The 20,229-nt window shown below is 43.7% G+C and carries 17 protein-coding genes and 1 rRNA gene; 15 read left to right on the top strand and 3 right to left on the bottom strand.

The window, feature by feature from the left end:
* The first annotated feature begins 591 nt into the window (after window positions 1-591).
* From T355_RS0104470 to T355_RS0104455, 4 genes are read left to right on the top strand one after another with little or no spacing between them, the layout of a single operon-like run.
* Window positions 592-1,056, top strand: a complete 465-nt coding sequence (locus T355_RS0104470) for a MarR family transcriptional regulator (protein WP_027396704.1) — start codon at window positions 592-594, stop codon at window positions 1,054-1,056.
* Window positions 1,053-2,132: an efflux RND transporter periplasmic adaptor subunit gene (locus T355_RS0104465; RefSeq protein ID WP_027396703.1), complete on the top strand. Its 1,080-nt coding sequence runs from the start codon at window positions 1,053-1,055 to the stop codon at window positions 2,130-2,132. Before T355_RS0104470 ends, T355_RS0104465 begins: the two co-directional genes overlap by 4 nt.
* Before the next feature lies 1 nt (window position 2,133).
* Window positions 2,134-5,181 (top strand): efflux RND transporter permease subunit, encoded by a 3,048-nt coding sequence (locus T355_RS0104460; protein ID WP_027396702.1) that lies wholly within the window; start codon window positions 2,134-2,136, stop codon window positions 5,179-5,181.
* A 4-nt stretch (window positions 5,182-5,185) separates the two neighbouring features.
* Window positions 5,186-5,548, top strand: a complete 363-nt coding sequence (locus tag T355_RS0104455; protein WP_027396701.1) for an MmcQ/YjbR family DNA-binding protein — start codon at window positions 5,186-5,188, stop codon at window positions 5,546-5,548.
* A 142-nt stretch (window positions 5,549-5,690) separates the two neighbouring features.
* Here T355_RS0104455 and T355_RS0104450 read toward each other — a convergent pair whose 3' ends face one another.
* The 3 genes from T355_RS0104450 to T355_RS0104440 form a co-directional block, all read right to left on the bottom strand.
* Complete coding sequence (locus T355_RS0104450) at window positions 5,691-6,506, bottom strand: MetQ/NlpA family ABC transporter substrate-binding protein (protein WP_027396700.1); 816 nt, start codon at window positions 6,504-6,506, stop codon at window positions 5,691-5,693.
* 69 nt (window positions 6,507-6,575) lie between these two features.
* Window positions 6,576-7,229, bottom strand: coding sequence for a methionine ABC transporter permease (locus tag T355_RS0104445; RefSeq protein ID WP_027396699.1), 654 nt, complete (start codon window positions 7,227-7,229; stop codon window positions 6,576-6,578).
* Window positions 7,198-8,256, bottom strand: coding sequence for a methionine ABC transporter ATP-binding protein (locus tag T355_RS0104440; protein WP_027396698.1), 1,059 nt, complete (start codon window positions 8,254-8,256; stop codon window positions 7,198-7,200). Before T355_RS0104440 ends, T355_RS0104445 begins: the two co-directional genes overlap by 32 nt.
* Window positions 8,257-8,583: 327 nt before the next feature.
* On the opposite strand from T355_RS0104440, the gene T355_RS0104435 reads away from it, so the two are divergent.
* The 11 genes from T355_RS0104435 to T355_RS0104385 all read left to right on the top strand — a co-directional run.
* Window positions 8,584-9,030 carry an RrF2 family transcriptional regulator gene (locus tag T355_RS0104435; RefSeq protein ID WP_027396697.1) on the top strand — a complete coding sequence of 149 codons (447 nt, stop codon included), beginning with the start codon at window positions 8,584-8,586 and terminating at the stop codon, window positions 9,028-9,030.
* Between the two features lie 283 nt (window positions 9,031-9,313).
* Window positions 9,314-10,936 (top strand): anaerobic glycerol-3-phosphate dehydrogenase subunit GlpA, encoded by a 1,623-nt coding sequence (glpA, locus tag T355_RS0104430; protein ID WP_027396696.1) that lies wholly within the window; start codon window positions 9,314-9,316, stop codon window positions 10,934-10,936.
* Window positions 10,936-12,177, top strand: a complete 1,242-nt coding sequence (gene glpB, locus T355_RS0104425) for an anaerobic glycerol-3-phosphate dehydrogenase subunit GlpB (RefSeq protein ID WP_027396695.1) — start codon at window positions 10,936-10,938, stop codon at window positions 12,175-12,177. The genes glpA and glpB overlap by 1 nt, the downstream gene beginning before the upstream one ends.
* A 19-nt stretch (window positions 12,178-12,196) precedes the next feature.
* Window positions 12,197-13,417, top strand: a complete 1,221-nt coding sequence (locus tag T355_RS0104420; RefSeq protein ID WP_037329852.1) for an anaerobic glycerol-3-phosphate dehydrogenase subunit C — start codon at window positions 12,197-12,199, stop codon at window positions 13,415-13,417.
* A 170-nt stretch (window positions 13,418-13,587) separates the two neighbouring features.
* Window positions 13,588-15,087, top strand: a complete 1,500-nt coding sequence (gene glpK / locus T355_RS0104415; RefSeq protein ID WP_027396693.1) for a glycerol kinase GlpK — start codon at window positions 13,588-13,590, stop codon at window positions 15,085-15,087.
* A gap of 137 nt (window positions 15,088-15,224) precedes the next feature.
* Complete coding sequence (locus T355_RS0104410; protein WP_027396692.1) at window positions 15,225-15,953, top strand: MIP/aquaporin family protein; 729 nt, start codon at window positions 15,225-15,227, stop codon at window positions 15,951-15,953.
* Between the two features lie 147 nt (window positions 15,954-16,100).
* Entirely contained in the window at window positions 16,101-16,406 is a 306-nt protein-coding gene (locus T355_RS0104405; RefSeq protein ID WP_027396691.1) for an Ada metal-binding domain-containing protein, read from the top strand.
* 73 nt (window positions 16,407-16,479) lie between these two features.
* Window positions 16,480-17,097, top strand: a complete 618-nt coding sequence (locus T355_RS0104400) for a hypothetical protein (RefSeq protein WP_027396690.1) — start codon at window positions 16,480-16,482, stop codon at window positions 17,095-17,097.
* Window positions 17,098-17,201: 104 nt separating this feature from the next.
* The gene (gene serS, locus T355_RS0104395) at window positions 17,202-18,485 is read left to right on the top strand and encodes a serine--tRNA ligase (RefSeq protein WP_027396689.1); all 1,284 of its coding nucleotides are present in this window, start codon (window positions 17,202-17,204) and stop codon (window positions 18,483-18,485) included.
* Window positions 18,486-18,548: 63 nt separating this feature from the next.
* The gene (gene alr / locus T355_RS0104390; protein ID WP_027396688.1) at window positions 18,549-19,658 is read left to right on the top strand and encodes an alanine racemase; all 1,110 of its coding nucleotides are present in this window, start codon (window positions 18,549-18,551) and stop codon (window positions 19,656-19,658) included.
* 427 nt (window positions 19,659-20,085) lie between these two features.
* Window positions 20,086-20,229 (top strand): 16S ribosomal RNA (locus T355_RS0104385); the annotation flags it as partial.

Below are 20,229 nucleotides of genomic sequence, written 5' to 3'. Positions count from 1 at the left end.
GGGATAGTTTGAGTGCTTTATATATGTACATTTTGGAAGATGTTCCAAGAATTTTTAAAAAAAATCAAAAAAAATCCAAAAAGTTCCTTGACATACTCATAAGATAATCATATAATAAGACATGTCAAAGGGAAAGCCAAGGACAACATCTGATCCCCAGATATAATCCTTTTTCTCCTGCTTGAACTTTGATATACCCCTTATAAGCGACATTCCCCTGTGTCGCATATAAACCCCTCTCTTTTATTTACCCACTTTCATTATATAAATGAATGGAAGAAAAAGGCTGTAAAAACGAACGCCTATCGTTTTTACAGCTTTTTTCGTGTCTAAAAATATATGGTCACTCAACTTAGGTAGTTATTTTTTAATTATACGGGAGAATAGTAGGATTTAATCCCATTCTTATTGAATATGAATTATGAGTTTGTTAGAATTAAGAATGTAAATGTTGAAATAATCAACTTCTTTTTACTATGAAATCTTAGTGAATCGAATCTAAAGGATGAAGATGAACTTTAGATTTCGTGTAAGGGCTGATGAAAGCCCGTATGCTTTCATCTTGATTAATATAATTTCGGAGGCAAATACATGGACTATTATAACGCATCTATCAATTTTGGAATAATAAGAAGACGGGTTCAGTCTTTGGTGGTGGAAGCCACTATGGATTTAGGGCTGACCTATTCGGAATTTTCCTTGATGTTAATGTTATACGATAAGGAGGGCTGTAGTCAGGATGATATGACTTCATTACTTCATGTGGATAAGGCGGCTATAACCCGGGTGATTAAAATCCTCGAGAAAAAGGGTATGCTTTACCGCAAACGTGATGAGGTGGACCGTCGCTTGAAAAGGCTGTTTCTAACTGAGGACGGAAAGAAATTGGAGCCTGTAATCAAGGACATAGTAAAGAAAATCATGGACTATGTGGCTGGTGGCTTTTCTAAAGACGAAAGCGAGTTTATGATTAAAGGAATAGGTATTATGGCTACACGCTTGGGCATGGCAAATTTCGAGACGGTGTTTGGAAAAAAGGGGAGTGACATAAAGTGAAAAAGCTCATAGCTATTTTACTATCTATATTATTGATGGCCTCATTGTTGTCCGGCTGTGGTAAGGATAATGAAGAACAGAAGCCTCAGCTGGTTAAGACCCAGCAGGTGGGGGAGCATGATATAAATGTGGAGGGTACCTATACTGGTACTGTAAGAGGCCGTTATGAAACAAATATGTCCTTTCAGGTTGGGGGACGAATTCTCAATCGTAATGTTCAGGTGGGTGACCATGTAAATTCCGGGGATGTTCTTATGTCCATTGATCCTCGTGATGTGGTGCAGCAGTCTAACCAGGGGGATGCCCAGGTGGCAGCTGCCAAAGCACAGCTTGATTTGGCCCAGTCAAATTTGAGCCGTTATCAGCAGCTTTACGCCCAGGAAGCAATTCCAGCCATGGTTCTTGACCAGTATCAGACTGCTTATGATTCTGCTCTTGCTCAGTACAATCAGGCAGTAGCTGGTGCTACAACCGGCCATAATGCTTTAGGCTATACAGCACTGGTGGCCTCTGCTTCAGGAGTAATTTCATCCGTCACAGCTGAGGCGGGCCAGGTGGTTGGCGCTGGTCAGACTGTATTGACTTTGGTGCAGACCAATGAGCTTGAGGTGGAAATAAATATTCCGGAGAACCACCTTGGTGATGTGGAGCTGGGCAGGACCGTCCAGGTTTCCTTTTGGGCATTAAAAGGCGTTAATGTAAATGGAACAGTTAGGGAAATTTCCCCAATGGCTGATTCTGTTTCCCGTACCTATAAGGTCAGAATTTCCATTCAAAATCCGCCAAAGGGAATGCAGCTGGGCATGACTGCCAGTGTAAAGTGTCAGGAGAGAGACAGAGATAATAGGGATGGACTGGTATTGCCACTGTCTGCTATTTATCAGATTAACGACACCTCCCAGGTTTGGGTGGTTGATAAGAATACGGACACTGTAAGTCTCAAGGACATAAAATTTGAAGAAATTGGTAATAATTCCGTGCGGGTAATGGGCCTTAATGTTGGAGATATTGTGGTCACAGCAGGTGTACACAAGCTGCGCCAGGGCCAGAAGGTAAGACTGATGGAGGACCAATAATATGATTAATCTAACAGAAGTATCCCTGAAAAACCGGGCACTGGTATGGTACTTCATTATTGTACTTGTGGTAGGGGGCATCTTTTCCTATATAAAATTAGGACGCATGGAGGACCCTAATTTTACTATCAGGGATATGGTAGTTACTGCCGCCTGGCCTGGGGCCACTGCAGAGCAGATGGAGCAGCAGGTCACTGATAAGCTGGAATCAAAAATAAATGATTTGCCGGGTATAGATTATGTTAAGAGCACCACCCGGGATGGTACCACTGTTATTCATGTGCTTTTAAAGGATGATTATAATGGTGATGTTCGTGATTCATGGCGTGATGTAAGAAATTTCTGTCACGATGTGGAAAAGGATTTGCCCGAGGGTGTTTATGGCCCTTATTTCAATGACCGCTTTGATGATGTATATGGTTCCCTGTATGCTGTAACCGGCGATGGGTTTTCATATGAGGAAATGCGACAGCAGGCGGAAGAAATTCGCCGCATGATTCTGGCAAATGTAAAAAGCGTTCAGAAGGTTGAATTGGTTGGCGTTCAGACTGAAAAGGTCTATGTGGAAATAGAAAGTGCCAAGCTGGCTGAGCTGGGCATAAGTCCAACAGCTCTGTCTGATGCATTAAAGGGGCAAAATCAGATGACCCCCTCCGGCATGATAGAGACCAGTACGGACAATGTTTATTTAAGATATTCCGGAACCTTTGAAAATATTGATGATATAAAAAATGCCCCTATTAATGCGGGGGGTAAGGTGCTTCGTCTGGGTGATATTGCCAAGGTGGAAATACGTTATGCAGAGCCATCTGACCCAAAGATGTTTTATAATGGTGAGCCAGCAGTAGGTGTTGCCGTATCCATGGAGCCAGGGCAGAATATTATTACCTTGGGTGAAGATTTAGGCAGCCTTATGAAATCTGTAAATGAAATGCTTCCAGTGGGACTGGAAGTTCATCAGGTTTCAGACCAACCAAAGGTGGTTGAGGAATCCATTGATGAATTTATCAGCACGCTACGGGAGGCCATTATTATAGTGCTGGCCGTCAGCTTCCTAAGTTTGGGCGTCAGAACTGGCATGGTAGTGGCTCTTTGTATTCCTTTGGTGCTAGCCGCAGTTTTTTGCGGTATGTACATGTTGGGCATTGACCTTCAAAAGGTATCCCTTGGCGCCTTGATTATCGCCTTAGGTTTATTGGTTGATGATGCCATAATAGCCGTAGAGATGATGAGCGTAAAGCTGGAAGCCGGGCTGGACCGTTTCGAGGCGGCCTGCTATGCTTTTAAGGCTACGGCCAAGCCAATGCTTACAGGTACCCTTATTACATGTGCCGGCTTTATTCCCGTCGGATTTTCTGCAGGGTTGGCATCAGAATTCTGTAGTGCCTTGTTCCCAGTTATTTCTATGGCATTGCTTATTTCCTGGATTGTGTCTGTCATGGTAGCACCTTTATATGGCTATCATCTTATTAAGGTAGATGTTAAGCGCAATGATGAGGGGGAGACGGTTCAGTATCAGAGCAAATTCTATACATTATTCCGCAATGTTTTAACATGGTTCCTGACTCACAAAAAGCTGGTTCTTACGGCCACTGTGGGAATATTTGCCATTTCAATTGTGGGAATGCAGTTGGTTCGTAATGAATTTTTCCCTCCATCCACCAGGCCGGAAATAATTATTTCCATGCGTCTAAATGATGGTGCCTCCCTAAAAAAATCCGAGGAAGTGTCCAAACGCTTTGCTGATTTTCTGGATCAACACGCTGATGAAATTGAAAACTACAGCTACTATGTGGGAGAAGGAGCTCCACGATTTGTGCTTCCTTTCACTCCAGAGCCTCCAATCGACAATTATTCCCAGTTTATTGTGGTATCCAAGGACGCTGAACATCGAGCAGAACTGACCAGGAAAATCAGGGAGGAGCTTGAAAATAACTTCCCTGAGGCTCGTCATGATATAAAGTTCATTCAGACTGGTCCGCCTTCAGATTATCCTATTATGCTGAAGGTTTACGGCAGTGATAAGGAGAAGGTTCGGGAAATTGGTGAACAGGTGGCTGATCGTGTAGCCCAGGATGAAAATAACACAGAAATTCACCTTAATTGGCACGAAAAAAGCAAGGTCCTTCATCTTGAATATGATCAAGATAAGTTGAAGTCCATGGGGTTGACAGCCCAAGCTGTTTCCAAGATGGTATATACTGAGCTCACCGGTGCCACGGTAGCCCAGTTCTATAAGGGGGACCGTACGGTGGATATAGTTCTGGAGATGTCAGAGATAGATCGCACTGATATATCCAAGGTGAAAGAATTGCCTGTTTATACTGGTCGTGGCTATGTGCCATTGGAGCAGCTGGCGGATATTTCCCTTAGAACTGAAAATGGTGTTATTGGTCGCGAGAGATTAGTCCCATGCGTAATTGTTCAGGGCAATATTCTTTCCGGCACTGCTAATGACGCAACTAAAAAGGCGTTGGAAGCTGTTAAGGACATTTCAGATAATCTGCCTCCAGGTTATAGGATTGAGGCTGCCGGTGCTTTAAAAGACAGCCAAAAATCCATGGGGAATATTACGAAGCCTGTTCCAGCTATGATATTTGCAATTATGACTTTGCTTATGTTCCAGCTTAAAAACGCTAAGCTGATGATTCTAACCGTACTTACTGCGCCGTTGGGACTTATTGGTGTAGCGGCTGGAATGCTGCTGTTTAACAAGGCCATGGGCTTTGTTGCCATTCTGGGTGTTCTGGCCCTCAGCGGTATGATAATACGTAACTCGGTTATTTTGATTGACCAGATACAAAAGCATTTGGAGGATGGTGAAACTCCTTGGGATGCAGTAGTGGATTCGGCGGTAATGCGCTTCAGACCGATAATGCTTACAGCGGCAGCTGCAATTCTCGGTATGATACCATTGATGTTCAGTACCTTCTGGGGACCAATGGCAGTAGCTATTGCCAGTGGCCTGTTTGTGGCAACAGTGCTGACACTTTTGGTGTTACCTACCATGTATGCAGCTATGTACCACGTGGAAAAGGAAAAGCAGTGATATTATGACCAAGAAACAGGCTATAGAATATATACGAAGCACATATGGCGTAGAGGAAGACTATCCATGGGATGACTCGGATGCTTTTGTTTTCCGCCATCGGGTCAGCAAAAAATGGTTTTGTCTGTTTATGGATATTTCCGCCAGTTATTTGGGTATAGATGACGACCATATTATTACAGTGATTAATATGAAGGCCCCTGTATCCATGCGGGAGGATTTACTCAGAGAGGATGGTATTTATCCTGCTTATCATATGAGCAAGCAGCATTGGATTAGTCTTGATTTACGGAAAGCCAATAAGAAAATGCTGGAAGTATTAATAGATATGAGTTTTAAGGCCACAGCCATGAAAAAAGATTTATGATTAAAATAGTGTTAAATGTTGATAAAATAAATATTAAACCACTGACCATTAAGTAATACTTCATTTAAACCTAAAGCATAAATAAAGGCCGCTGGCCCTTGGGAGTTATCCCTTGAGCTGGCGGCCTTGTTTACATTTTCAATTAGAATGCGGCTACTACAGCACCGTTGTACTTTTCAGCGATGAACTTCTTAACCTTCTCGGACTTCAGGGCCTTCATGAGAGCCTGAATCTCAGGGCGGTTTTCGTCACCGGTACGAACTGCAACGATGTTTACATAAGGAGAGGTGGAATCCTCGATGAAGATGTTGTCCTTAACTGGGTTCAGCTGAACCTGCATTGCAAAGTTGCTGTTGATAACAGCTGCATCAACATCATCCAAGGTACGAGGCACCTGTGCTGGCTCCAGCTCCTGGAACTTAATGTTCTTAGGGTTGGAAGTAATATCCTGAATAGTAGCGGTTACACCTACGCCATCCTTAAGGGTGATAACACCAGCCTTGGCAAGGAGGGCTAAAGCACGGCCACCATTGGTAGGATCGTTAGGAATAGAAATGGAGGCACCATCCTTGAGCTCCTTAAGGCTCTTTACCTTCTTGGAGTATACGCCCATTGGCTCAATGTGGATACCGCCGGCACTTACCAGCTTAACCTCAGGGTGCTGCTTTACAAAATCCTCAAGATAAGGAATGTGCTGGAAATAATTTGCGTCCAGCTCCTTGTCGTTCAGATTCAGGTTTGGCTGTACATAATCGCTGTACTCAACAATTTCCAGCTTAATGCCGTCCTTGGCCAGATCATCCTTAATCTGCTCAAGAATTTCAGCATGAGGAACGGAAGTTGCACCAACCTTCAGTGTTTTGCTGTCGTTGGATGCCTGCTTGTTGTCAGCCCCGCAGCCTGCCAGGGCCACAATGGCAAATACAAGTGCTGATAAAATAAGTAATACCTTTTTCATTAAAAGACCTCCTTAAAGTCAGTGTTTATATTTCTCTCATTATAAAGTATAAAGAGAGCCACATCCGTTTTAGCGCTTATCCAGATGCTTGGCCAGCTTGTTGCCGGCAAACTGCACTATCTGAACCATAATAATAAGGACGATTACGGTGGCAATCATAATATCAGGACGGAAACGCTGATAACCGTAGCGGATTGCCAAATCACCCAGACCACCGCCACCTATGGCACCGGCCATGGCAGATTCACCTATGAGACTGATGATAACTGTGGTAAGCTGTGCCACGATATTTGGCATGGCCTCGGGCAGGAAAACCTTGCGGATAATCTGCAGCGGAGTAGCACCCATGGACTGGGCGGCTTCCACTATACCGTATGGTATTTCCCTAAGGGAGGTTTCCACCTGACGGCCGATAAATGGTACAGAGGCCAGAACCAAAGGTACCATGGCGGCTGTTGTACCAATAGCACTGCCCACAATAAGGCGGGTCAGCGGAATAATTGCTACCATTAATATAATGAAGGGAATGGAGCGGATGGCGTTTACAATAGCGCCTACAACTCTATTAATAGGAAGACATTCCAAAATTTGTCCCTTGGAGGTGGTATGAAGTAGAACCCCTAAAGGAATGCCCAGAATGGAAGAAATAATCATGGAAACAACCACCATGTAAACCGTTTCGCCCAAAGCCTTAGTGATGAGAGGAAGCATGTCTGCTGACATAACCAATCACCTCCATCTTTACTTTTTGTTCACGAAGATAATCCATGGCAGCGTGAATGTCATTCTGACTGCCATCCAGACCTATGATAAGTCTGCCAAAAGGAGCCCCCTTAATGTCGTCAAGGCTTCCAAAGAACAGGTCTGCACTTACATCATATTTCTTCACCAATGATGAAATAATAGGATCATTGGCTGTTTCGCCAATAAAGGTAAGTCTCATAAGAAGAATACTGTCTTCAAATGGCTCATCTTTAATCTCAATATGTCTAAAGTCAACAGGCAGCTCGTTGCTGAGCAATACGCTGATGAACTCCTTAGTAATTGGCTTTTGAGGGGTGATAAATACATCCAGCACATCCCCCTGCTCGGCAATCACACCCTTGTCAATTACTGCAACCTTGTCACAGATCTCTTTGATAACCTGCATTTCATGTGTGATTACCACCACGGTAAGCTTTAATTTCCTATTTATATCCTTAATTAATTGTAGGATAGATTTTGTGGTTTGCGGGTCAAGGGCAGAGGTAGCTTCATCACAGAGGAGAATCTGGGGATTGCTGGCCAGTGCCCTGGCAATACCAACGCGTTGCTTTTGACCACCAGAAAGCTGGGATGGATACTGATCAGCCTTGTCAGCAAGGCCCACCATATCCAACAGTTCAGTTACACGGCTATTTATTTTATCCTTTGGGGTATTTGATAGCTGTAACGGAAATGCTACATTATCAAATACTGTGGAAGTTGACAGCAAATTAAAATGCTGAAATATCATACCAATTCCTTTGCGGGCTTCCCTAAGCTCACTGTTGTTCATGGCAGTGATATCTTTTCCTTCTATTGTAACTGTTCCCTTGGTAGGACGCTCCAAAAGATTAATGCAGCGAACCAGGGTAGACTTGCCGGCGCCACTTAAGCCGATAATGCCATAAATCTCGCCTTTATTAATATGAAGGCTTATATCTTTTAGGGCATGAACCGGACCGGCGGCACTGTCATAGATTTTCTCAATATGAGATAAATCAATCAACTTACTCACATCCTGTCATTATTATATGGATAAAAATATATACTATATTCAATCCATGTGTATAGTTGTAAATCTAATAATACACTAAAATATTATACCTGTTTTCATTGTAAATGCAAAGTACGGATAATATTAAGCCAGGTACGTGATTAATGTAGTGCGTGGGTAATATACAAATATATTTTATAGTTATGAATTATACTTTATTATACCTACTAAAGCAATAGGTATTTGAAAAAATATGGAAAACATATATAATTAATATGAGTTTTGCGGAGAAGTAAATTATATATTTGGTATATTATTAATAGGAAGGATGATGATTATATGCGTATTTCTGCAAAGGGTCGTTACGGTCTTGCTGCCATGTCATATTTGGCGTCTAATTATAAAAACGGAATGGCAATTACCGTGCTGCACATTTCGGAGACCATGGGCATTTCAAAAATTTATCTTGAGCAGGTTTTTTCCTTGTTGAAGCGAGCGGGACTTGTTATATCAATTAAGGGTTCCCAGGGCGGATATTTTCTAAATCGGGAGCCAAATAGTATAACTGCTTATGATGTGTTGACTGCTATTGAAATCGCCATGGTTGAAAAAACAGATTCTACAGTAGAAGAAAAGCAACCTTTATTGGACAAGGCCATGCAGGAAATAGTTTTCTCACAGCTTGATGATGCGGTAAAATCCTGCTTGGAAGAAATTACTTTGGAAGATATTCTAAATAATGTAGAAAAACAAAAAGAACCGGATAACCTTATGTATTTTATTTAAAACTATTTAGCATAAGCAAGATTTATCAAATTCAAGGCTAATCATTACTATTTTTAAGGGGAATTTGGTCTGACAAATACTTTATTTTCGTTGCAACTATTATTTATTGCTATCTTATAATGTCCTTTTTTTATTGACAAAATCAAGGACTATGGTATAAACTGTACGAGGTAATTGAAATTTTGTGACTATTACACTTGAATCGATGTGCAATTGTACAAAAATTCAATGGTTCGGGGGTGCCCGAATCTTATATGTGTATTAATGAAAATGGGGGATTGTTATGGTAAAGGACAAAGCTACGGTTGTCGTTGTAGGCGGCGGAGCTACAGGCGTTGGTATCCTGCGTGACCTCTCTATGCGTGGCATTGATGCCCTGCTGATTGAGAAGCTTGATATGGTTAATGGTGCCAGCTCCCGCTATCATGGCCTTCTGCACAGTGGTGCCCGCTATGCAGTAAGAGACCAGGAAGCAGCAAAAGAGTGTATCGAGGAAAACACCATTCTGCGTCGTATCGGTAAGTCTTGCGTAGAGGCTATTTCCGGTATGTTCGTACAGGTGGAGGGTGATGATCCAGATTTCGTAGATCCTTGGGTAAAGGGTTGTGCTGAAAGTGGTATCAAGACCCGTGAGCTGAGCAAGGAAGAGGCTTGGAGCTTAGAGCCAAATCTTTCTCGCAAGCTGGTTCGCGCTTTTGAGGTTCCAGATGGTGCCATCGATGGTTTCCGTATGTCCTGGCAGAATGTACAGTCTGCTGCACGTTATGGTGGCCGTTACAAGACTTATACTGAACTTATAAAGATTAATGTTGAGAGCGGTGCTGTAAAGAGCATTACCGTTCGCGACAATGTTACCAAAGAAGAATATGATATTGAGTGCGAGATTCTGGTAAACGCTGCTGGTCCTTGGGCTGGCAAGGTGGCACAGATGGCTGGTTTGGACTGCTCCGTAAGTCCTTCCAAGGGTACTCTGATTGCATTCAACCAGAGAATTTCCAACCGCGTTGTAAACCGTCTGCGTAAGCCATCCAATGGTGATATTTTCGTACCACATGGTTCCATTACCATTCTTGGTACTTCTTCTATTACTATCCCAGATCCTGAGGATACTTCTACTTCCTGGGATGAGGTTGAGGAGCTCATGAAGACTGGTGAGGGCGTATTCGAGCATCTGCGCGACTACCGTATCCTCCGTGTATTCGCTGGTTCCCGTCCTCTGTATGTTCCTAAGGGAGCTGATGGTGGCCGTAATGCATCCCGTGGCTTCGTAACTCTCGACCACGAGAAGGAAGATGGTCTGAAGGGTATGATGACCATTTGCGGTGGTAAGTTTACTACCTACCGTCTCATGGCTGAGAAGTTCTGCGATGTTTTGGCTCCAAAACTTGGCAATACTGCTAAGTGCCGTACTGCAGAAGAGGATCTCGTTCCGGCTGTTTCCGAGGCTGACAAGAAGGCTGCACGTCAGTACTTCCCATCCTACGGCGTAAATCTGGCTGCTACCCGTCTGGGTACTGAGAAGTTCCCAGAGGTTGTTAAGACCTTGAAGGAGAACCCAGAGACTCGCGAAGTTCTCTGCGAGTGTGAGAACGTAACTATGGCAGAGGTTATGCGTATTGCTCAGGAGCCTACCAGCCATAGTGTAGCAGATGTTAGAAGAAGAACCCGTCTTGGAATGGGTACTTGCCAGGGTAACTACTGCGCAATCCGCAGTGCTGCAATTGCAAACAAGCTGTTCAAGAACAAGCTTGAGGGTTGCGGTGATTCCCTCAGCGATATGAAGAACTTCCTGCAGGCTAGATGGAAGGGTATTACTCCTGTTATGGCGGGTAAGACTCTCCGCGAGGCTGAAATGACCAGAGGCATGTATGAAGTATTGTTCAATGTAAATGGGGGTAGACGTTAATGAGCAAGTCAGATGTAGTTGTTATCGGTAATGGTTTTGCTGGCCTGATGTCCGCTCTTGTTAGCGCAGACCAGGGCAAAAAGGTAACACTGCTGTCCTATGGTGCGGGTACTTTCCCTCTTAACAGTGGCGTTATCGACGTATTAGGTTATGATGACTCCGGCAAGGCTGTAGCTAACCCTGCTCAGGCTGTTAGCGCAGTTGCTGATGAGCATCCATATAAAAAGATTGGCACCCAGGCTTTGGAAGAGTCCGTAAAGTTCTTCCAGGATGTGGTTGCAGCTGAGGGCTTTCCTTATGTAGGTTCCCTCAATGAGCAGCAGTGGCTTGTTACTGGTGTGGGTACTTTAAAGCCATCCTGCCTGGTTCCAGAGTCCATGCAGGGCTCCAAGTGCTTTGAGGCTTCCGAGATCGTTCTCGTAGGCATTAAGGGCTTGAAGGATTATTATGTAGACATGGTTGCAGAGAACCTTGCAAAGGAGCTTGGTAATGACAAGAAGTACACTGTTGTTACTGTAGATCCTCATTATCAGGGTGCTCGTGACTTAACCACCAAGGACGTTGCTTCTTGGATGGATACTGAAGCTGGTTATGCTGATTTCGTTTCCCAGGTTAAGGGCAACGCTGGCGCTGGCAAGGTAATTCTTGTTCCTCAGATTCTCGGTCTGAAGGGCAATGTAGTTTATAAGAAAATTGTTGCAGAGTTAGGCTGCCCAGTAGTTGAGACTACTGCAATGCCACCTTCTGTAAATGGTCTCCGTCTCCGTGATGTACTCCTGAGTGCATTAAAGAAGAAGGGTATCACTGTTATTGAGAATGCCAAGGCTGAAGAAGCTGTTATCGAAGGCAGCAAGGCTGTAGCTGTTAAGGCTGGTGGCGAGGTTCGTCTCCAGACTTACAATGCTGACAAGTTCATTGTTGCTACCGGTGGTTTCTACAGCGGTGGTATCACCATGCGTGATTTTGGTGAGGCTAAGGAAGTTGTATTCGGTCTTCCTGTTGAGTGCGACTGCGTCGAGGAGCGTTGGGTTAACAAGCAGCTCTTCTCCGACAAGAAGCAGACCTTCGCAAAGACTGGCGTAAGAGTAGATGCAACTCTCCGCGGTGTTAATGAGTCCGGCAATGTAGTTCTCGAGAACGTTTATGTTGCAGGCCGTAACCTCAGTGGCTATGATTTCTGCTTTGAGCATTCCGGCAATGGTGTGGCTTTAGCTTCTGCTTATAAGGCAGCCAAGGCTTGATTGAAAGGGGTATTATATTATGGAGTTAGAAGAAAGAGCAAGAGATTCAGCCGATAATTGTATTGCCTGCACATCTTGTATTGCAGTGTGCCCAGTTACCAAGGCTAATCCAGACTATAGAGGACCAAAACTCGTAGGTCCTGCTCATAACCGTATGCACTTCTCTGATGAGAGCGATTATGAGGATTCTTTAAAGTTATGTTCCAACTGTAAGAACTGCGACATTACTTGCCCTAACGGCGTATCTGTTGCAACTCTTAACATGCTGGAGCGTGCTAAGTATTACAAGGCTCATCCTGAGAAGCATACTCAGGCTGACCAGATGCTGAGCCATAACTTCCAGATGGCTGATATGCTTAAGAGCATTCCATTTGGTAGAACCTGTGCAAACATCGGTATGTCCATTGGTGAAGCTATGGGCATGATGGGTGCCATGGGTATTGCACCTCAGCGTAAGTCTCCAAGATTTGCTACCAAGTATTTCCGCGAGCTGTACAAAGAAATCAAGCAGCCTGAGGGTCTTACCAAGGAAGTTCTGTTCTTCCCTGGCTGCTTTATCGATGTAAATGATCCAGAGGTTGGCGTTGCTTTCGTTAAGGTTATGAATGCTAACGGCTACAAGGTATTGATGGATGACCGCTTCAAGTGCTGTGGTTCCCCATTGGTTGTAGGCGGTTATCTGGATGAAGCAAGAAGCCATGCAGACAATAATGTTGCAATTATCAATGAGTATGCTGCAAAGAATATTCCAGTAATTGCATGCTGCACTTCCTGCTCCTTGATGCTGAAGGCTGAGTACACTGAGCTCTTTGCTCAGGAGGAAATGGCTCAGGCTGCAAAGAACGTTTACGATGCATTCGAGTTCCTTACTATTCTTGCTGAGAAGGGTGAGCTGAAGAAGGTTCATGTTTCTTCTGACAAGAAGTTCATCTATCATGCACCATGTCATCTGCGTGCGCAGGGTATGGGCATGCCAGCTGTTGATCTCTTAAAGGAGATTGGAGTAAATATCGACAGTGCTGATGCAGGCTGCTGCGGTATGTCCGGTTCTTATGGTTTCCATAAGGAAAACTATGAGACTTCCATGAAGATTGGTTCTGAGCTGTTTGACAAGATTAATGCAAGTGGTGCTCATAAGGTTGTCTGCGATTGCGGTACTTGCCGTGAGCAGATCAAGCATGGCACAAATGCCAAGACAACTCACCCAATTCAGGTACTGGCAAAGGCTTACGAGCAGTAAGTCACTAAATTTGGTGAAAAGATTTGGGCAGTTATTATTTAGGGAGATAATAATCGGGGATTCTTTTGAATCCCCTTGCCGCCTGAATCATTTCATATATGGATCATGAGGTTTGAGAGAGGCCTCATTGATCTAGCAATAGTTTTATATTTTTAAGGGGGATTTTTAAAATGGCAAAGAAGTATGTAATGGCGTTAGACGCAGGTACTACTAGTAACAGAGCTATCATCTTTGATGAAAACTCCAAGATTGTAGGCGTTTCCCAGAAGGAATTCACTCAGATTTTCCCACAGCCAGGTTGGGTTGAGCATGATGCTGATGAAATCTGGAGCACAATGACTACCGTTATGAAGGAAGCTCTGGAAGAGAGTGGCCTTTCCGCTAACGACATTTCTGCCATTGGTATCACTAATCAGCGTGAGACCACTGTTGTATGGGACAAGAACACTGGCCGTCCTGTATACAATGCAATTGTTTGGCAGTCCCGTCAGACTGCCAGCATCGCTGAGGATCTGAAGAAGAAGGGCCTGACTGAGGAATTCAAGAACAAGACTGGCTTGACCATTGATGCTTACTTCTCTGGTACCAAGATTACTTGGATTCTCGAGCATGTTGAGGGCACTCGTGCTCGCGCAGAAGCAGGCGACTTACTCTTCGGTACTATTGACACTTGGTTAATTTGGAAGTTGACTGGTGGCAAAGTACATGTTACTGACTATTCCAACGCTTCCCGTACTTTGATGTACAACATCAAAGAGCTGAAGTGGGATGAGCAGCTCCTGTCTTACCTCAAGGTTCCAGCTAAGATGCTGCCAGAGGTTAAGCCTTCCTCTTGCCGTTATGGCTTCACTGAGCCATCCATCCTTGGTGCTTCCGTTCCTGTATCCGGTGCAGCAGGTGACCAGCAGTCCGCACTGTTCGGCCAGAACTGCTTCGAGCCAGGTATGGCTAAGAACACCTATGGTACTGGCTGCTTCATGCTTATGAACACTGGTACTGATATCTATGATTCCAAGAACGGTCTGGTTACTACCATCGCTTGGGGTCTTGATGGCAAGGTTGAGTATGCTCTTGAGGGCTCCATCTTCGTAGCAGGTTCTGCTATTCAGTGGCTCCGTGATGGTGTTCGCATGGTTGATTCCGCTCCAGATTCTGAGTGGGTTGCCAAGAAGGTTCGTGACACTGCTGGTGTATACCTCGTTCCTGCATTTGTAGGTCTTGGTGCTCCATACTGGGATCAGAATGCTCGTGGTATGATTATCGGTATTACCCGTGGTACTACCAAGGCTCATATCGTTCGTGCAACTCTTGAGTCCCTGGCTTATCAGACTAAGGATGTACTGGGTGCTATGGAAGCTGATTCCAACATTAAGTTGGCTTCCCTGAAGGTTGATGGCGGTGCTGTTGCCAACAATCTGATGATGCAGTTCCAGGCTGATATCCTTGGTGTTCCTGTTGATCGTCCTCAGATCATCGAGACTACTGCACTTGGTGCAGCTTATCTTGCTGGTCTTGCTGAAGGCGTATGGGCAAACAAGGAAGACCTGAAGTCCGCTTGGAAGCTTGATGTTCGCTTCGAGCCTGTAATGGACAAGGCTGAGGCAGACAAGCTCTACAAGGGCTGGCAGAAGGCTGTTAAGCACTCCATGCATTGGCTGGATGAGGAGTAATATTTACTCCAAAGTATCAGCTTAATTGCTGATTAAGTGTGGATTCATTATCTGGCACCGGCTCGTAAGGGGTGCCGGTGTCAGATATGGATTATAGTATTCATTCATATTTATTTTAATGAAAGAGGGATGTAAAAATGGATAATTTGTTAGGCGAGTTCGTCGGTACTATGGTACTGATGGTATTTGGTTGCGGTGTTAATGCAAACATGACTTTGGCCAAGTGCTATGGTCGCGGTGGCGGCTGGATCTGCACAACTACTGGATGGTGTTTCGCAGTAGTAATGGGTGTTTACACTTCCGTTGCTCTCGGTGCTCCTCAGGCAGATATCAACCCTTCCGTTACTATCGCTAAGACTTTGGCTGGTGTTTACACTTGGGATCAGTTCGCTGCTACTTCCATCGTTCAGATTCTCGGTGGTATCCTCGGTGCAATCATTGTTTACCTGGCATATCTCCCACATTGGGCAGAGACTGAAGGCAGCAAGCTTGGTGTATTCTCTACTGCAAATGCTTGCGGTAACCAGATGACTGGTTTCCTCGGCGAGTTTATCGCTACCTTCTTCCTGATGTTCGGTATTTGGTGCATCTTCTCCAAGGGTGTTCAGGGCTCCATCGGCCTTGCTCCTGGCTTTGGCCCTTATCTCGTAGGTTGCTTGATCTGGGCTCTTGGTCTTTCCCTTGGCGGCTGCACTGGTTATGCAATGAACGCTGCTCGTGACCTTGGTCCAAGAATTGCTCATGCAATTCTTCCAATCCCTGACAAGGGTGACAGTAACTGGGGTTATGCTTGGGTTCCAGTAGTTGCTCCACTCTGCGGTGGTGTTGCTGCCTATGTAGTATCCAGCGCTCTCGGTATCATCTGATAATCCGATAACAGGAAAAATTATCTAAAAAGTTTTACCCCTGCCTCCCTTGGGCAGGGGTATTTCTTTAATATGAATCCTAATAGATATATACTTAATGGGTTGATAGTGGTATAATCAAGGAAGCATATATTAGGAGGAATCCAAATGGATAAAAAGGCATACACAAAATTAGGCATTGCACTTGTTATTATTGTACTTTTATTGATTGGGGGATATAAGCTTTATTCAGATTCCCTGGAAAATGATTTTAATAACATTTCTACGGTTGAGATTGAAAGAGTGGCAGAGTCTTATACCGGCGTATACCATCGTCCAGGCTGCCCAAAGGTAAAGACAATTTTACAGCCAATAATCTTTGATGAAGGAAAGACAGCTGAGGAAAACAACAAGCAGGCAAAGGCTGAAGGCTATACTCCTTGCAAGCGTTGTCATCCTGAACAGGTGAAATAATTATGGAAGGCCCTTGATGGTATAGTCAAAGGCCTTTTCTTATTTTTGACGGTTTCAGTTGAAAGGATCGGTTATGGCCATCAAAGTACCTACTGCACCAACACCACCTACACCACCAGTTTCTCCTAAGGGACAGGACAGTGGCGATGTAGGGCATAATAATGATTCAAATACAGGAGCGGAAGCACCTGGCAAGGATTTTGGGATTCATATCAATATTTCCTCTCCCGAGGACAAGACCAATAAAAATCAGAACCAAAATCAACAACATAATACCAATACTTCTGGAGACGGTAAGGTGCAAAAGGAAGTGAATACAAAGGAAAGGGATCAGCTTCCGGAGCCTCAAGCTGTACTTACAGGCGATATGCCCTCAGATAAGATCCTCCAAACAGAAACTAAGGATCCCGGCAACGATGCCTTGCATATAAACAATAATTCCAGCTTTGGTGGGATAAGTATATGGCCCTTTGTGTTGGTATTTGTGACGGCATTTATTGGTTTTACCGTGCTTAACTATTTGAAGAAGAAAGAACATGAACCTGTGACGCCAACAAATATTAAGGAAGCTAATAAAGAAAAAGATAAAGCTGAGTTTAGCCAGAGAGAATCCCATAGTGCAAATGCAGCTAAATCATCTGCCAATGACAAGGATGATGATACACATAAACATTTTGAAATAAGAATTTAAACTTCTTTTACAAAGCATTTAATTTATAGTAGAATTAATAAGATGAGATAAATCATGGGAGTTCGCTCCCTATACATATTTTGGATATAATGGAGGTCATTAAGGTGTTAGATATCAAATTTGTCAGAGAGAATCTGGAAGCTGTTAAGGAGATGCTGAAAAAGAGAAATAATAGTTTGTCTTTGGATGGATTCACTGACCTGGAGAAGACCCGTCGTGAGATCCTGGCTGAGGTAGAAACCCTTAAGGCAAAGCGTAACACTGTATCCAAGCAGATTGGTGCCATGAAGAAGGCAGGAGAAAATACAGATTCCATAGTAGCAGAAATGCAGTCTGTTGGTGAAGAAATCTCCAAGCTGGATGCCCAGTTGAAAACTGTGGAGGAAAGCCTTAAGGATATTATGCTGCATATTCCTAATATGCCAAAGGATGATGTTCCTTATGGTGTTGACGATACCGATAACCCTGAAGTAAGAAAATTCATGGAGCCTACTAAGTTTGATTTTGAACCAAAGGCTCACTGGGATTTGGGTGCTGATCTGGATATTATTGATGCTGAACGTGCCGCGAAGGTTACAGGTGCTCGTTTTACCTTCTATAAGGGATTGGGTGCCCGCTTGGAGCGCGCTCTTATAAACTTTATGATGGACCTGCATGCCACCAAACATGGTTATAAGGAGATGCTGGCTCCATGCATTGTAAACACAGATAGCATGATTGGTACTGGTCAGCTTCCTAAGTTTGCCGAGGATATGTTTAAGCTGGAGGGGCTGGACTATTACATGGTTCCAACTGCAGAGGTTCCAACTACCAACTATCATCGCGAGGAAATCCTTGATGGTTCCACCCTTACTGAGAAGTATTGTGCATATACCGCTTGCTATAGAGCCGAGGCTGGCAGTGCCGGACGTGATACCCGTGGTCTTATCAGACAGCATCAGTTCAACAAGGTTGAGCTTATTAAGTTCTGTAAGCCAGAGGACTCTTGGGATGAGTTGGAGAAGATGACTGATGATGCTGAGGATGTATTGCGCATTCTTGAGCTTCCATATCATGTTGTTCTCCTTTGCACTGGTGATATGGGCTTTACCTCTGCCAAGACCTACGACTTGGAGGTTTGGATGCCTGCTCAGAATTGTTATCGTGAAATATCTTCATGCTCCAATTGTCTTGATTTCCAGGCCCGTCGTGCCAATATTAAGTTCCGTCGCGATGCCAAGAGTAAGCCAGAGTTTGTCCATACTCTGAATGGCTCCGGCCTTGCAGTGGGACGTACCTTTGCAGCTATTTTGGAGAATTATCAGAATGAGGATGGTTCTATCCGTATTCCAAAGGCATTGATTCCTTATATGGGTGGCGTAGAGGTTATCAAAAAGGAAGAACTGTAATTTTTTCATCACTATATAGCCTACCCTTGTTGGTGGGCTATATTTTTTTGAGGGGGATAATACATGCCAATGAGAGCAGTATGGGCTGAAATAGATTTAAATGCTCTGGAGTCCAATATAAAGAATATAAAAACTTGTATTAATGGTAATACTAAATGGTGTGCTGTAGTGAAGGCTGATGCTTATGGTCATGGGGCGTTGGCAATAGCGAGAAAATGTGTGGAGATGGGAGCCTCCTATTTGGCAGTGGCAGTTCTAAGCGAAGCTATTGCTTTGCGTAAAGCAGGATTTACTACGCCAATCATTATTCTGGGGGCATCTCCTATGGATACATCTGGTATGTTGGTAGATTACGATATAACCCAGGCCGTTTTTGAATATGAACAGGCTAAAGCAATATCGGAACAAGCCGTATTACGAAACAAAACAGCCAAGATACATTTAAAAATTGATACTGGGATGCACCGTATTGGAATTAAGCCAGAGGATGCAGGGGAAATGGCAAAAAAAATAGCAGCGTTGCCAGGTATAAAGCTGGAGGGAATGTTCTCCCATTTTGCTTTGGCAGACAATGAAGACAAAACCTATTCCTATAAGCAGCTTGATAGCTTTAAAAGGGCTATTGATCAGGTAGAAGCAGCAGGAATTAATATCGAATTAAAGCATATTGCTAATTCTGCAGCCATTTTAGAGATGCCGGAAACCCATTTTGATATGGTTCGTGCCGGAATTATTTTATATGGTCTATGGCCCTCTGAGGAAGTAAATAGAAGTATTGAATTAAAGCCATTGATGAAACTGTGTGCCAAGGTGGCTTTTTTGAAGGAACTGGAAGCGGGTGATTCTGTAAGCTATGGCTGTACCTGGACAGCTGAACGCAAAAGCTTAATTGGAACATTGCCAGTTGGGTATGCCGATGGATATACCAGAATGCTCAGTGGTAAGGCAGAAGTGGAGTATAAGGGCAAGAGGGCTCCGATAGCAGGGCGAATTTGCATGGACCAGTGTATGGTAGATTTAACGGAAATAAAGGGTATAAAGGAAGGGGATACAGTTGTATTGTATGGCTCTGATGACCTTACCATGGACGAAGTAGCTAGTTGGCTGGGAACCATTAATTACGAGCTTCCATGTATGCTTAGTCCTAGAGTGCCAAGAGTATATAAGGGATAGAATGATATTGTAAAAATCAAGGACATCGGTTTTAAATCGGTGTCCTAATTTTATTAAATAAAACGAAAAATTAATATTTTATATTGACAATATCTTGAAATGGTAGTAATATTATCAACGTTGTCACTGCAATTCATTTTAGTATGAAATTTGACAACAAAAATAATTCAAAAAGATGCTTGACATAATAGCTTCTTTGAGATATTATATAGAAGCTGACTCACGAAGCAAATGCTTCTGAGGAAGCAGAGTGTTCTTTGAAAACTAAACAATGCAACAAGAATCATGCACACATGATTCAAGCCAGATGATGGTACTGTTTATATAAACAGTAAACATACATAATAGTTTGTGCAAAACTATGAAATTCCTTTATTAAAAGGTAATTCTAGAAACTTTAAGAGCCATTCAGGTTCTTCAAAATAATTTTTTGGAGAGTTTGATCCTGGCTCAGGACGAACGCTGGCGGCGTGCTTAACACATGCAAGTCGAACGGGGCGAAGAGGAGCTTGCTCTTCCTAGCCTAGTGGCAAACGGGTGAGTAACGCGTAGGCAACCTGCCCTTCAGATG

The organism is Anaerovibrio lipolyticus LB2005 (assembly GCF_000621545.1).
Classification (GTDB): Bacteria; Bacillota; Negativicutes; order Selenomonadales; family Selenomonadaceae; genus Anaerovibrio; species Anaerovibrio lipolyticus_A.
Note: the sequence above shows the minus strand (reverse complement) of the source record. Positions and strands in the feature narration are given on the sequence as shown.